This is a genomic window from Bacillus cytotoxicus NVH 391-98 (genome assembly GCF_000017425.1).
Lineage (GTDB): Bacteria > Bacillota > Bacilli > Bacillales > Bacillaceae_G > Bacillus_A > Bacillus_A cytotoxicus.
In genome coordinates, this window is the sequence record NC_009674.1 from 660,391 (window position 1) to 675,113 (window position 14,723).

Consider the following 14,723-nt stretch of genomic DNA (forward strand, 5'->3'; position numbering starts at 1 on the left):
CCACTGATTAAAGTTCCATTTTATTTGTATATAGTGTCAAGGAGCTTCCTGCTTGTTCAAATCCTGCCCAGAACAAGACAACGAAGCAAGTTAAAATAATGATTACCGCTATATGTTGTTTTTTCTCAAGTTGTATCGCTGATTCCATATAAGGTTCCTCTGAAACAAACCAAAATTAAATATTTTTCTTTATTAAGTATTAAAAGTCGATAAAGTTTGATTTTTTTGAAGAAATCGGAAAACATAACAAGTGTAGAATGAGAAATTCTTTTGTGATAGACTATGGACTATGTTTGCTTTATATGGAATTTAGAAGGAGAAAATGAGAGTGTTACAGAAAAAAGAGATTTTACTTATTAGCTTAATGCTATTCTCCATGTTCTTTGGTGCTGGAAATCTTATATTCCCTCCCTTTTTAGGATATGAGGCAGGAGAGTATGTGTGGATTTCGTTGATAGGTTTTATCATATCAGCGACAGGACTTCCGATATTAGGTGTTGTGGCAGTTGCGAAGGCAGGAAGTTTTCAAGCATTAGGAGAACGGGTGCATCGTTCATTTGCTATTGTTTTTCCTTGTTTAGTGTATGTATTTATCGGTCCAGGACTTGGAATACCACGAGCAGGGAGTTTAGCGTTTGAAATGGGATTCGGATCATTCTTTCCGGAGCCTGGAAAATTAGTCTTGTTAGTTTACACGGTCGTTTTCTTTAGTATTGTGTATTGGCTTAGCTTATCGCCATCAAGACTAATGGACCTATTTGGGAAAGTGTTGACGCCTTTATTATTATGTATGATTGCTCTTATTTTTATAAAAAGCATGATTACGCCTGTAGGAGCTTTGGAAGCGCCGCTTGGAAATTATGGACAAGCACCTATGTTTCAAGGATTTTTAGATGGCTATTTAACAATGGATGCATTGGCTGCCTTAATCTTTGGTATTGTAGTTGCGAATGCTGTACAGGAAAAGGGGATAAAATCCGATAAAAGCTTAGCGAAATATATGAGTATAGCGGGCGTTGGTGCCGGGCTTTTATTGTCTATTATTTATATTATCCTTGGATATGTCGGTTCAATTAGTGGTTCATTAGGACAGTTTGAGAATGGTGCGAAAGTACTAGCAGGAGTGATGACTCTGTTATTTGGACAAAGTGGTGTTGTTCTGCTAGGAATTATCTTTACGATTGCATGCCTCTGTGTTTCCGTAGGTCTTGTGACATCGTGTAGTCAATTTTTTACAAGTGTATTCCCCAAAATACCTTATAGAGTTTGGGGATTTATACTAAGCTTTATAAGCATGTTTCTGGCTAATTTGGGATTGACAGAGATTTTAAAGGTATCGGTTCCAATCCTTGGATTCATATATCCAGTTGCTTTAACGTTAATCATATTAGGACTGTTTCATAAAAAGATTAGCCGATATGTATATATATATCCTATAACAATCGGGAGCGTAGCGCTATTTAGCGCAATAGATATTGTAAATCGGAATGTATTCATGGATAGATGGACACCGCTACTTAAACATATTCCTTTTTATACAGAAGGAGTCGGTTGGCTAGTTCCGGCTATTGTAAGTGCGTGTCTTGGAATTGTTATAAGTGTTTTAGTTAACAAAAAGGATTAAAAAGGTGCTTTCCATAACGGAAAACACCTTTTTATTTAGTTTGCATGAATTGTAACAGGCTCGCTATATTTAGCTATAGAATTTTGACGTAGGCGCAATGTTGCTTGACCAATTGTATTCGGTGAAATTTGTACATTTACTACTTTCTCAGCTGAACCTTGGCTATTTGTCGTGAAGGAAAAGGCATTACTATATCCATAAGTAGATGGCCATGTTCCGTTTGAGTTTTGTACTTTTGCAACTTGTGTACCGCCAGCTATGAAAATTCCTAGCGAATAATTGTTGTACGTTGTGTTAGGTAATAAATTATTGACTTGAATTTTTATTTGAAACACTTCATTATTTGGTAGAACGCTAGGATGAGTAACTACATAATTATGAACGGGTGTCGCTATTGAACCTTTATATCCGTATGAACCAGGTTTAAAAGTATCCGTATTGAACCATTGATAACCTTGAGTTGGAGCGCTCCAAGGTTCTGGTTGTGGTTCAGTTGATAAGCTTGGCTGCTCGAATGTTTGTAAAGGTGTTGGTTCATCTAATTGTAATCCACTTATTTGGTCTAAGCTTGTGTATGTCTCCTGATGGGATAACCAATTTACGATATTTTCTAACAAAATTGCATCGTTTTGTTCTTTATAGCCATCATACGTTTTCTTCGGTTGTCCCGTATCTTCACGAACGTATTTTGGCGTTGCATCTTCGACTGGGGATGAGTCACCGATAAAGGCTGCTTTCCCGAGCCCTACTTTAGCGATTGCAACATATGGACCTTCCGCAATACCACCGCCATTATAAACACCACTATCCACTGCATGATTCCATTTTGGTGGATTCTCTGGAAGATATACAATTCCTTTTGCTAATTTAGGATTTGTAATAGCAAGTGTAGAGCCCGCATGCATAGCTACAGATGAAACACCTGCTGTAATACCAAATGATTGATTAGGGGATACGATATTTGTAGCAGTAATATCTCCTAATGCATTGTAGCGAAAGCGAATACCAAAGTTTTGTGATAACCAATCAGAACTTTCTACTCCTTGCATTGCTAAGGAAGTTTCTTCTTCAGTGGACATTCCTTTTGCAGCATTTTCCCATGCACCTCGTCTATACCCATTAAAAACTTCCGAAGAATCCCAACGATTTTTATTGCGGTCTGCATTATAATGATCCGCTATAAAGAAAATACTTCCACCATTTTTAACATATTGTAGCATAGCGTCTTGCTCTGACTTTTTGTAAGGAATATTTGCTTCAGGAACGATAAATACATTGTAATCTTTTAGAGTTTCATATGTAATCGGGTTCGATTGGCGAAGTTCTTTTACAAAATATCCATTATTAGCAATACCATTTCCAAAATCAGAAAAACCACCATCGATAACCCAATCAGCTGTTCCGGCCGTTTGACCGTGAGTGTTATCAAATAATACTTTTTTTCCGTTATTTTGATTGATAACCTTTGCTGTAATTTCAGGTGCAGGATCTGTGGAGCTTTCAGCAAAAGCAGATGGAAGATAAGCGCTTCCAGTAGTGAGTGTAATCGTTACTGCTAGTGATAATATAAGCCGTTTTTTGTTCTTCATAGAAGAATCCCCCTAATAAAAAAATAAATTGCTTTAATAATGTAATAGATTTTTTTGCAAAAAGAAAGATGAAAAATAAAAAATATATGAAAAAGACGTAAAAATAGCACAAATTTTGTTGAAAAAGTATAACGTGAAACTTTAATCAGCGGGGGTTTTCTTCATCCCCTACTGATTATGAGCCCTCACCAATCGGGCTGTTACGGGCAGCCCTACTCCCACCTATCTTCCTTGTTTCTCTCTGAGTCTTGAGGTGGGAGTCTTACTACCCCTAAAATAGCGGGATAAAAATATCCCCTCTAATGAAGAGGGGATCAATACTTAACTAATTTTTGAGCTTGGTACATCGTCTATTTTATGGAATCCTTTTATATAATACACAATTGCGAGTGCAATTAACCAAATGGGACCAACAATTAATGCGACCCTTGTATCTTCTGAATATGCCATGATGCCTAATACAAGGATAAGAAAAGCGAGTGAAAAATAAGAACTGAGTGGATATAAAGGCATTTTGTATGTTAATTTTTGTTTTGTTTGCACGGTTAATCCTTTACGGAAACGAATTTGTGCAATAAGTATAATCCCCCATGTCCAAATTGCTCCAAATGTTGAGATACTTGTAAGCCATGTAAATACTTTAGCAGGAACAAGATAATTTAAAATAACACCAACGAGAAGAACGAAAGCAGTTGCTAAAATACCGTTCCTTGGAATCCCATTTTTATTTAGGTGTCCAAATCTTTTCGGAGCTTTTTTCTGCTCTGCTAACGTAAATAACATACGGCCTGTACTAAATAATCCGCCATTACAAGAAGAAAGTGCAGCTGTTAAAACAACAAAATTAATAATCCCAGCTGCTTTTGCTATTCCAATTTGTTGGAATGTTAATACAAATGGACTTCCTTTGTCTCCTAATTCATTCCATGGATAAATTGCCATCATAACAAACAAAGCACCGACGTAAAAGAGCAATATCCGCCAAAATACATTATCAATTGCTTTAGCAAGTGTTTTTTTCGGATTCTGTGCTTCACCTGCTGTAACACCAATTAGTTCTACCCCTAAATAAGCGAATAAAACCATTTGTAAGGAAAGGAGTAAGCCAGAGAAACCATTTGGAAACCATCCGCCATGTGACCAAAGATTTGAAATACCAGTAGCAATCCCATCATTTCCAAAGCCAAATAGAATAATACCAACCCCGACAACGATCATACAGATTATTGTGACAATTTTGATTAAAGCAAACCAAAATTCAAGTTCTCCAAATACTTTTACAGATAGAAAGTTGAAAGCGCTCATTAATAAGAGAGCAAGTAGCGCCCAAATCCAGCGCGGGATATCTGGGAACCAATACTGCATATATATTCCGGCTGCTGTAATTTCGGCCATACATGTAACGACCCATAAAAACCAGTAATTCCAACCCGTTATATAGCCAGCAAGTGGTCCTAAATAATCATATGCATATTTACTAAAAGAACCAGCGACAGGTTGTTCAATTGCCATTTCTCCAAGGGCACGCATAATGAAAAAGATTACGAGCCCAGCAATCATATAGGCTAGTAAAATAGAAGGGCCAGCTAGTTTAATAGCAGAAGCCGATCCTAAAAATAATCCAACTCCAATCGCAGATCCGAGTGACATTAAAGTAATGTGCCGCTGTTTTAAACCGCGATTTAAATGACTCGATTTGTTTGAGTGTTGCATAAGAAGCCTCCTTGTAGGATGAAAAATACATTGTATATGTTTGACTATTTTAAATTATAAAACATTTTATTCTGTTGTGCTACAAGAATTGTTAATTATATCTGTACTATATATTGATTTATTCTCTAACATGTAAGTTACGGTGGTGAATGGTTGTCATCAATAGACATCATAAGAAAGCAACTTATACGTCCATGTATTTCGCTGTTTATAGAAAGGAGAGGAATAGAGCTTTAAATCAGTAGTCGATGATACTGATTCAAGTTTCAGCTTATAAAATTGTATACATAAGTATATGAGGGCCAATCGGATGGATATGAAAGATTTCACCATATTCATAGAATCCTAAATGTTTATAGTAATTTGTAACTGTGATTCGTGCATTACACCAAAGCATATGTGCTTGGCGCTCTTGTAAGATCACTTTGGCTTGTTGGATTAATGAGCTACCAGCATGTTGCTTTCGGAAGTTGGTGAGTGTAGCCATGCCTCTTAAACGATAATGAAGTCTTCCAGATAGATAGGGAGAGGATTCTTTAGAAAAAGAGGCAATGCTAATCAATTTATCGTGTAGAAATGCGCCTAGATGAAAGGAGGATGATTCGTAATCAGAAGGATATTTACAATCTTCTATCGTTTGCTTTGGACGTAAAATTTTTTGCCGTAATTCATAAGTCTCGGATGCATCAATATGTTTCACAATTATCATAGGATTCTCCTTTCTTATAGTCCTTTTTCAATAAGTTGTAAAAAGAAATAGGCTGGGGCAATACAAAGCCCTATTATACTGCTTGCACCAAGAAGAAGTGAACATGTGAGACAAGTATATTTTATTCCAGTTGATTTTTTCCATCCGTAACTACAAATCTCAATACTAATGCCAATGAGAATAATGGCAACAAGTACTTCTGCTAATAATAAAAGAGCTAAAGTTGAAATAGACATCGTGTAATTCATCTCCGTATTATTGTTGGTAGTAATATTTTACCATTAAAAAATAAGAACTGTAAGAAAAAATAAAAATTGTGTAAGAAGAGTAAAAAGAACTTGGAATAAAAAAGAACTTGGAATAAAAAAGTCCCCTTAAAAGAGAGAAGGGGACTTTTGCCTATTCGAGTATACTTTTTAGTGTATCAATATGCTCTTTAGAACCAGTAACAAGTAGTGTATCACCATGCTGTAGTTTCGTATCACCATGTGGTATTAATGCTTTCTTTCCACGATAAATTTGAATAATCAGCACATCTCCTAAGAATGGTAAACGACGAAGTGGTAAACCGTTATATTTATTACTGCGTAATTCAACTTCACGAACTGTTTCATTTGATGTTGTAATTAAATGAACGAGACTTGGTTTATCAATAAGTGCTCGTAGTAAAATTCGTGTCGAGTTAATCGTTGAGAATACGGCAATATGTTCTTGTGTCGCTTTTTCTTGGAGGAGCGGGTCTTCTACACTTGCAATGACATGTTCAACGCCTAATTCTTTTGCATGTTCTGCCAGCAATAAGTTTTGTTCGTCATCACTTGTTGCAACAACAACGCGATCAGCATCAAATGCTTTCTTTTCTTCTAATGATTCTATAGAGATTGTATCTAACTTTACAATTGGGAAGTCATGTGACTGAGATTCCTCTGTGTTTAGTTTATTTTGACGCATCATATAAAGGGTTACATCATAGCCTTCACGCTTCAAATCAAGCGATAGTGGCAATGTAATTCGACTTGCACCAATAATAGAAACTTTAGGTTTTGGCGTTTCCACTTTTGGGAACATCTTTTTAAATAATACAGGTGCAAAAATACATGTAATGACTGCACTTAAAATAAGCGCAGCAGACAGGCTTGGACTAATAATCTTCAATTTTTCACCAATTTGCGCTGCTGCGATAACTAATGACAGCGTAGATGTTAATAAAATCGCACTTCCTAATACAATGTTGCGTGGATACCATTTTCGCAAGATAAGCGATGGTAGCAGTTTTGAAATAAGGAGACCGATAATTAAAATTGGAATCATTAACATACTAGAAGGTTCTTTAAAAATAGACCATACTTCTAGATTAACACCAACCATAACGAAGAAAATAGGGATGAAGAATCCATATCCGATAGAATCCAGTTTTTCGACCATTTCTTCATTTGGCGATAGTAAGGATACGAGAACCCCAGCTAAAAACGCTCCTAAAATATTTTCTGCACCGACAGATTCAGATAATCCAACTAATATTAAGATGAGTGCAAAAACAGCACGTGTGTCAATTTGTACACTACCCGCCTTTAAGCTTTCTAAGTATGGAATATTTTTAAAGCGTATTGCAACGAAATAAATGACAATGCCCGCTCCAAATAAAACGAGAAGGAGCCACATACTTTGGCCGCTTTCAGAGTTTAATCCAACGAATACAGCAAGCAAAATCATTGTGACTAAGTCAGCGATAACAGCGACTAATAAAATAATTTGGCCAATTGCTGTTTTACCTAAATTGTTTTCTTTTAAAGTTGGCACAACGACACCTAAGGAAATCGTTGAAATAATTAACGTCATAAAGAGTGCGCTATCTACAAATCCAAGCCATACGAACATGAGCGATAAGCCATAGGACAAAATGAAGATGAACAAGAAGATAGTACTTGCTACTTGGAACGTATTTGGTTCGTTTGTTTTATTCTTTTTTTCTTTTTGTTTAAAAATTGAAAAGTCAATTTCTAAACCGCTTAAAAACATTAAGAAAATAAATCCTAGTGTTGATAAGACCTCTAGCCACATATCTGGCTCGATAACGTTAAATCCACTTTTTCCTACAAAAATCCCTGCAATAATTTCTGCAACGACAACAGGAATTGCTTTTAATTTAAAGCGTTGCAGCAAAAGGGGAATGAAAAACGCGATTGCGACGACAATCATGAGTGATAGGACTGAAGAATGTTGTTCCATTGCGTTCTCTCCCTTCAAATAATATAGTACTTATTTAGCCATATTATAAGAAGAAAAGCAATGCGTATGAACTCGATTTCATAAAGAAAGAGTTTTCTTAACATTTGTCATAATAAGTATACTTTAGATGATTATGTTGTAATTTCCGTAATATGGATGAAAAGGGGGAGTGAAACTTTAACTAAGAGGGATGCGTTCTTTGCTAATTAACAGCCGGATTAGTGAGGGGAAATAGCGGAATAAAAAAGTCTGCTAGGATATTGTCCAGCAGACTTTTGAAAATTACATAGAGAAGAAAATCCAAACTGTACCAGCAACCGTTACTACAGCGATGAAAAAGCTGAATAACATTGCGATTGTTTGTGCGATACCTTCTCCTTCTTTCATGTGCATAAACATAACTAATTGTAATGCTGCTTGTGCCACTGCCATTGCAATGATGCTTGTTAAGACTGTTGAAAGTGGCAAACTAGTATATAACGCTACGTATAAAGCAAGGAACGTTAATGCAAGTGATAAAATAAATCCGAAAACGTGTGACCACGGAAACCCGCTATGAGCTTGATTGTTTTGTCCCATTATTACGCCACCATCCCGTTCAAGTAAACTAGTGTGTAAATGAAGATCCAAACAACATCAAGGAAATGCCAGTATAAGCTGATAATAAATACTTTACGAGCTGTAATTGGTGTTAATCCTCGTTTTAAAATTTGGATAATAACACAGATTGCCCAGATGATACCAGCTGTTACGTGAGCACCATGCGTTCCAAGAAGGACGAAGAATCCAGATAGGAATCCACTTGTTTGGATTGTTGCGCCTTCTGCAGCGTAAGTCATAAACTCTTCAATTTCAAAGAAAAGGAAGCCTGCACCTAAAAGTAATGTAAAGATAAACCATCCTAACATTGCATTTTTGTTGTGCCTACGCATCTCATGAATTGCGATACCACAAGTAAAACTACTTGTTAAAAGTAAGAGTGTTTGAATTAAAAGGGTTTTTAGTTCAAACAGCTGAGCCGGTGTAGGGCCATCTGCCGTACGACCAGCAAGTACTAGATAAGAGGCGAAAAGTGTTGCGAACAGCACGATCTCAGCCCCTAGGAAAATCCAGAACCCTAGAATGTTCAATCTACTTTGTTCCAATTGATATTCTAAAGGTAAGCTTTTATCTAAAGCCGCCATTTCGTTTCACCTCTCATGCAACATGTTCTGTCTTTTTAATTTCATCTACGCTAATGTAATATCCTTCGTCATAATCGAATGAGCGCCAGATCATACAAGCCACCATACCAATACCACCGACAATTGCTAACCAGAACCAGCTAAATACTAAAGCAAAACCTGCAAGACCGATAAAAGAAGACATAATGATTGGAACACCTGAATTGCTTGGCATGTGAATTGGTTTCAATTCTTCAGCCTTCGGTGTAATAGACTCACCATTTTTCTTCATTTCCCAAAATACATCGCTATGCTTAATTTCTGGTAATTTTGCAAAGTTGTAAGGTTGTACTGGAGATTGTGTTGCCCACTCAAGCGTACGACCATCCCAAGGGTCTCCAGTTACATCGCGTTCGCCATGGCGAATGCTGTAAATTACGTTGTAAGCTAATAGGATGAAGCCAATACCCATCATTACTGCACCGACAGATGCGATTTGGTTTAGCCATCCCCAGCCAAGATCAGCTGAGTACGTGTACATACGACGAGTCATACCATCTAAACCTAGGAAGTACATTGGGAAGAAACAGATATTAAATCCGATCATAAAGATCCAGAATGTCCATTTACCAATGCGCTCATTTAGCATGTGACCAGTCATTTTTGGATACCAGAATGTAAATCCGGCAAGCATTGCAAATACTGTACCTGCAATTAATACGTAATGGAAGTGAGCGATTAGGAAGTAGCTGTTATGGTATTGATAGTCAGCTGCTGCCATCGCAAGCATAACCCCTGTAACTCCACCGATTACGAAGTTTGGAATAAATGCCAATGACCAAAGCATTGGAACTGTAAAACGAATACGACCTTTATACAGTGTAAACAACCAGTTAAAGATTTTAACACCGGTTGGAATCGAAATCGCCATAGTCGAAATCGAGAAGAATGAGTTAACTGCTGGACCAGCACCCATTGTAAAGAAGTGGTGAAGCCATACAAGACCACTTAAGATTGCAATTGCAACCATTGAATATACCATTGCACTGTAACCGAATAAACGTTTACGAGCGAATGTACTTACAATCTCAGAGAAAATACCAAATGCTGGTAAAATAACGATATATACTTCAGGGTGACCCCATACCCAGAAAAGGTTAGCCCAAAGCATTGGCATACCGCCGCTCGCCATCGTAAAGAAGTGAGCATCGAATAGACGGTCAAATGTCATTAATGCAAGAGCAACTGTTAATACTGGGAAAGCAAATAGAATAATAACAGTTGTAACTAAAATAGACCATGTGAACATTGGCATTTGCATTAACTTCATGCCAGGTGCACGCATTTTTAAGATTGTAACAAGGAAGTTAACTGCTGTCATCAGCGTACCGAGACCTGAAATCTGTAATGCAATTGCGTAGTAGTTATTTCCTACGCCAGGAGAGAATTCTGTACCCGCCATTGGGAAGTACATTGTCCATCCAGCATCTGGAGAACCTCCGATAACAAAGGCGATGTTGAATAACATAGCACCGATAAAGAATAACCAAAAACTTAATGCATTCAAGAATGGAAATGCAACGTCACGAGCACCAATTTGTAATGGTACAACAACGTTCATTAATCCCATAACGAATGGCATTGCCATAAAGATAATCATAACTGTACCATGCGTTGTAAAGATACCGTTATAGTGTTCAGCGTTTAAATATGTTGTATCAGGGAATGTTAATTGTGCACGGATCATTAGACCATCCATACCACCGCGGAATAACATTAAAATTGCTGAGATAATATACATTATACCAATTTTCTTATGGTCAACAGTTGTTAACCATTCGTCCCAAAGCCATCTCCATTTTTTGTACTTTGTCAGTACGAAAAGGATTGCTAATGTCACAAGAACAATAGATGCGTCAGCTCCGTAAATAATCGGATCACCTGTGACAAAAAATTCATCAAGCTTCACTGTGTTCACTCCAATCTGTTGGAATAGTAGCTATTACTTTTTATTTTTGTAGTAGTTGTAATCACAATACTCAAGTGATTTTGGATCTACATAGTCTAAGTGATGACTAGAGAAAGTCATACGACCTACTACACCAGGTTTAACAATTTCGTTATATTTTTCTTCTGTTAATTTAGGAGCAGTTTGTTGTACTTCTTTAACCCATTTGTCATACTTTTCTTTTGTTTTTGATTCAAGTTCAAACTCCATGTGAGTGAATCCTTCACCTGAGAAGTTTGCACTACGACCAGTGTAAGAACCTGGTTTATCTGCTTGTAAATATAAATCCATAATCATGCCATCCATTGTGTATTTCATACCACCAAGTTCTGGAATCCAGAAGGCGTTCATTGGACCAACGGATGTTAATTTGAATTGAATTGGTACACCAGCTGGAATGTTTAAGTAGTTAACGGTTTCAATTTTTTCCTCTGGATAACTGAATAACCATTTCCAGTTTGCTGATGTAACATAAATTTCAACTGGTTTCATATGTTTAGATTGCTCTGGTGCTTTTTCCGATGCATAAGTAGCTTTTACCGTTGGAATTGCTAAAGCAATAACGATAATAACTGGGAAAAGCGTCCAAATAATTTCTAACATTGTGTTACCGTGTTGATCAGGTGGCTCATAGTCCATATTTTCTGGTTTTTCACGATAACGAATCAAGATGACTGTAAACAAGATGAATACAATTGCAATAATTAACAACATAAGCACGAATGACCAAACAATTAAATCATACTGTGCTTTTGCAACAGGTCCTTGCGGGTTTAATACTGCGAGTTTCTTATCGCAGCCACCGAGGAACAAGAGTAATGATAGCGGAAGAAGTGAAGCCAACTTCCAAAACGCTTTCTTTAGTTGCACGATTGAAAATCTCCTTTCTCCTTGGATTGAAACTATGCCAATAAAACAATATAAACCTATTAATTTATAGAAGGCAATAGTTTTCATCATATTGTTAAAAAATAGACACAAATACACACTTTTTAAGGTGAATATCATTTGTAACTTGATAACATTGTAAACTATTTTTTTAACAAAAAGGTGATTGTAGAAATTTTAAGATAAATAAAGTTATACCAAGATATCCAGTAAATAGAAAAAAACTATCTTATCATAAAGAAAGATAGTTGAATGTTTTATATATTTAGTTTATTTCCTGTGTAATATTTGGTTGCTGATGAAATGTGACAAATTTTTTATATTTTATTTGATATAAAATGTAACAAATGATCATAAACGGGATTCCGCAGTAAAGAGCAATGCGTTGATCTGGTATAAAAGCTAAGCTAATAAATGTAATAAAATTTAACGAGAAAGCAACAATTGGAACGAGTGGATAAAGAGGTGTACGGTATTTTAAATCGTTTATATTTCCACCGTTCTTTAGAAATTCTCTTCGAAAGAAAAATTGTGAAGCGGCAATTGACATCCAAACGACGACCGCTGCCATTGCGGCAATTGATGTGAGAACTAAGAAGACTGTATCTGCGGCAAATACGCTCGTTAATAAAGAAAGACTTGCAAAAATAAGACTGAAAATTAAAGCATTAAGAGGTACCCCTTTTTTCGTTAATTTTGTAAATACTGGGTTTGCCATACCTTGCTGTGCCATTGCCCAGAGCATACGTGAATTTGCATATAGTCCTGAATTTGCTACAGATAAGACAGCAGTGATAATAACAAAATTCATTATGTCAGCTGCATATGGAATTCCGACTGTGTCAAAAACAAGTACGAATGGACTTTCAACGAGATTAGCTTCTTGCCATGGAAGTAAGCCTACTACAACAGCAATGGCCAATACAAAGAAAAATAAAGTACGCCAAATGGTGTTTTTTATCGCTTTTGGAATTGTTTTTTCAGGTTGTTCACTTTCACCAGAAGCGATACCGATTAACTCTGTTCCTTGGAATGAGAAGTTAACAGTAATCATTGTAAATAAAACAGCTAAGACACCATTGGGGAACAAACCGCCGTTTTCAGTAAAATTATGTAGCATTGGTGCGGGCTTCCCATTGAAATCTAGAAATCCAAATATCACAGCACCTCCAAGTACAATGAAGATGACGATTGTAGCAACTTTGACGCTAGCAAACCAAAATTCTGCTTCTGCATATGCCTTCGCTGATAAAGCGTTTACAATAAATAGTAATGCAGCAAATGTAATGCACCAAATCCATGAAGAAACGTCCGGAAACCACCGTTTCATTAAAATACTAACAGTTGTAAGTTCTACACCAACTGTGACAGCCCAGTTTAGCCAATACATCCAACCGACAACAAATCCAAATCCTGGTGAAATAAATTTGCTAGCATAACTTTGAAAGGAACCGGCTTCTGGCATCGCAACAGATAGTTCACCAAGACAGAGCATTGTTAAATACATAACGAAGCCCCCAACTAAGAAGGCAAGAATTGCTCCACCAGGTCCAGCATTGTGCACAATTTGTCCAGACCCCATAAATAGTCCAGTACCAATAACACCACCTAGAGCAATCATAAATAAATGTCTGCTCTTCATTGTCCGCTTTAAACCGCTTTGGTTTGTAGTTGTTTGATTCATACTTTTTCACCCCGTATTTGCATTGTTTGTTTTGTTTACCTATTAGGATTTAATTGCTAGATTAATCATTGATGGGGGATGAGAAACAATGACTAATTACCTTCTGTCCTATGCGGATATAAAATCACTATTTACCGCAGGAGCATTTCTAATTCTAACAAAATATTCTGAAAATGTATATTTATTTTTTCTTTTTATTGCAAAGAATTAGAATTTTTGAAAGATAAAATCGAATAATGATTTACATTTTCTTTCTAGTAAACTAGTAAGAAGAAAGGTACAATGGTGAGAGTGATGTGAAAATAATTAATGTGGTAATGGGGCTTGATTGATAATGAAAAAACTGAAATATTTATTCATATTAGGTATAATCGTGGTTGTTGTAGGTCTATTTGGAAAAGATAAGATTGTGCAAAAAGCTCAAGAATTACGATTGAATTATTTAACTGAAATGAAAGAAAACGCTATAATTGAAAATGTTCCATTTATACAGCAACTTCCTGAATTACCAAGAGGGTGTGAAGTAACAAGTTTAGCAATGCTACTTCAATATAAAGGAGTTGAAGTGGATAAAATGAAGCTTGCGAGTGAAATTTATCGCGTCCCGTTTGAAGAAAACGGTTTGCATGGTAACCCGTATGAAGGCTTTGTAGGAAATATTTATACAAAATCTGAGCCGGGATATGGTGTATATCACCAACCGATTTTTAAACTCGCAGAAAAATATGTTCCTGAAAAAGTAATTAATTTAACTGGAAGAGATATAGGAGATGTATATAAGGCAATTAGTTCAGGTTCACCTGTATGGGTCATTGCGAATACAAGATTTCAACCGTTAGATGATGGACTTTTTGAAACATGGAATACAAGTGCAGGAAAAATAAAGATCACGTATTATGAACATAGTGTAGTAGTTGTTGGATATGACCAACATTTTGTATATGTAAATGATCCGCTTGCAAACAATCCGCGTAAAGGAGTGCCGCGCGCTCAATTTGAAAAAGCATGGGAACAAATGGGGAAACAAGCAATTACTATTTTATAAAAATAAGCAGTCATCTAAAAAAGATGACTGCTTATTTTTATCTTGCTATTTTTGGATAGCAAGATGTGGAT

At 36.3% G+C, this 14,723-nt stretch carries 13 protein-coding genes; 2 read left to right on the top strand and 11 right to left on the bottom strand.

Annotation, left to right across the window (positions count from 1 at the left end; all coding sequences use genetic code 11):
- Positions 1 to 7: 7 nt before the first annotated feature.
- Entirely contained in the window at positions 8 to 148 is a 141-nt protein-coding gene (locus BCER98_RS22070; protein WP_011983685.1) for a peptide symporter family protein, read from the bottom strand.
- 174 nt (positions 149 to 322) lie between these two features.
- On the opposite strand from BCER98_RS22070, the gene brnQ1 reads away from it, so the two are divergent.
- Entirely contained in the window at positions 323 to 1,624 is a 1,302-nt protein-coding gene (gene brnQ1, locus BCER98_RS03265; RefSeq protein ID WP_041809448.1) for a branched-chain amino acid transport system II carrier protein BrnQ1, read from the top strand.
- A 35-nt stretch (positions 1,625 to 1,659) separates the two neighbouring features.
- Here brnQ1 and BCER98_RS03270 read toward each other — a convergent pair whose 3' ends face one another.
- From BCER98_RS03270 to BCER98_RS03315, 10 genes are all read right to left on the bottom strand, one after another.
- Positions 1,660 to 3,213, bottom strand: a complete 1,554-nt coding sequence (locus tag BCER98_RS03270; RefSeq protein ID WP_011983687.1) for a DNA-binding protein — start codon at positions 3,211 to 3,213, stop codon at positions 1,660 to 1,662.
- Between the two features lie 321 nt (positions 3,214 to 3,534).
- Positions 3,535 to 4,926: an amino acid permease gene (locus BCER98_RS03275; protein ID WP_011983688.1), complete on the bottom strand. Its 1,392-nt coding sequence runs from the start codon at positions 4,924 to 4,926 to the stop codon at positions 3,535 to 3,537.
- A gap of 271 nt (positions 4,927 to 5,197) precedes the next feature.
- Complete coding sequence (locus BCER98_RS03280; RefSeq protein ID WP_011983689.1) at positions 5,198 to 5,635, bottom strand: GNAT family N-acetyltransferase; 438 nt, start codon at positions 5,633 to 5,635, stop codon at positions 5,198 to 5,200.
- 14 nt (positions 5,636 to 5,649) lie between these two features.
- A complete protein-coding gene (locus BCER98_RS03285) occupies positions 5,650 to 5,871 on the bottom strand; it encodes a DUF4022 family protein (RefSeq protein WP_011983690.1) in 222 nt (73 codons plus the stop codon).
- Between the two features lie 163 nt (positions 5,872 to 6,034).
- On the bottom strand, positions 6,035 to 7,864 hold the full coding sequence (locus tag BCER98_RS03290) for a monovalent cation:proton antiporter family protein (RefSeq protein WP_011983691.1): 1,830 nt from the start codon (positions 7,862 to 7,864) through the stop codon (positions 6,035 to 6,037).
- Positions 7,865 to 8,146: 282 nt separating this feature from the next.
- Positions 8,147 to 8,443, bottom strand: a complete 297-nt coding sequence (qoxD, locus tag BCER98_RS03295) for a cytochrome aa3 quinol oxidase subunit IV (RefSeq protein WP_011983692.1) — start codon at positions 8,441 to 8,443, stop codon at positions 8,147 to 8,149.
- 2 nt (positions 8,444 to 8,445) lie between these two features.
- A complete protein-coding gene (gene qoxC / locus BCER98_RS03300; RefSeq protein WP_011983693.1) occupies positions 8,446 to 9,048 on the bottom strand; it encodes a cytochrome aa3 quinol oxidase subunit III in 603 nt (200 codons plus the stop codon).
- A 13-nt stretch (positions 9,049 to 9,061) separates the two neighbouring features.
- Entirely contained in the window at positions 9,062 to 10,996 is a 1,935-nt protein-coding gene (qoxB, locus tag BCER98_RS03305; RefSeq protein WP_011983694.1) for a cytochrome aa3 quinol oxidase subunit I, read from the bottom strand.
- A 33-nt stretch (positions 10,997 to 11,029) separates the two neighbouring features.
- Positions 11,030 to 11,905: a cytochrome aa3 quinol oxidase subunit II gene (gene qoxA, locus BCER98_RS03310; protein WP_011983695.1), complete on the bottom strand. Its 876-nt coding sequence runs from the start codon at positions 11,903 to 11,905 to the stop codon at positions 11,030 to 11,032.
- A 283-nt stretch (positions 11,906 to 12,188) separates the two neighbouring features.
- Entirely contained in the window at positions 12,189 to 13,607 is a 1,419-nt protein-coding gene (locus BCER98_RS03315; RefSeq protein ID WP_011983696.1) for an amino acid permease, read from the bottom strand.
- Positions 13,608 to 13,941: 334 nt separating this feature from the next.
- Here BCER98_RS03315 and BCER98_RS03320 point away from each other — a divergent pair, with 334 nt between their 5' ends.
- Positions 13,942 to 14,652, top strand: coding sequence for a C39 family peptidase (locus BCER98_RS03320; RefSeq protein ID WP_011983697.1), 711 nt, complete (start codon positions 13,942 to 13,944; stop codon positions 14,650 to 14,652).
- Positions 14,653 to 14,723: the final 71 nt, after the last annotated feature.

Bases quoted from the DNA above. Each gene is read 5' to 3' on its own strand.
- BCER98_RS03320 (WP_011983697.1), top strand. From the start codon at position 13,942: ATGAAAAAACTGAAATATTTATTCATATTAGGTATAATCGTGGTTGTT.
- BCER98_RS03290 (WP_011983691.1), bottom strand. From the start codon at position 7,864: ATGGAACAACATTCTTCAGTCCTATCACTCATGATTGTCGTCGCAATC.
- qoxC (WP_011983693.1), bottom strand. From the start codon at position 9,048: ATGGCGGCTTTAGATAAAAGCTTACCTTTAGAATATCAATTGGAACAA.
- BCER98_RS03275 (WP_011983688.1), bottom strand. From the start codon at position 4,926: ATGCAACACTCAAACAAATCGAGTCATTTAAATCGCGGTTTAAAACAG.
- BCER98_RS03280 (WP_011983689.1), bottom strand. From the start codon at position 5,635: ATGATAATTGTGAAACATATTGATGCATCCGAGACTTATGAATTACGG.
- BCER98_RS03285 (WP_011983690.1), bottom strand. From the start codon at position 5,871: ATGTCTATTTCAACTTTAGCTCTTTTATTATTAGCAGAAGTACTTGTT.
- BCER98_RS03315 (WP_011983696.1), bottom strand. From the start codon at position 13,607: ATGAATCAAACAACTACAAACCAAAGCGGTTTAAAGCGGACAATGAAG.
- brnQ1 (WP_041809448.1), top strand. From the start codon at position 323: ATGAGAGTGTTACAGAAAAAAGAGATTTTACTTATTAGCTTAATGCTA.
- BCER98_RS03270 (WP_011983687.1), bottom strand. From the start codon at position 3,213: ATGAAGAACAAAAAACGGCTTATATTATCACTAGCAGTAACGATTACA.
- BCER98_RS22070 (WP_011983685.1), bottom strand. From the start codon at position 148: ATGGAATCAGCGATACAACTTGAGAAAAAACAACATATAGCGGTAATC.
- qoxD (WP_011983692.1), bottom strand. From the start codon at position 8,443: ATGGGACAAAACAATCAAGCTCATAGCGGGTTTCCGTGGTCACACGTT.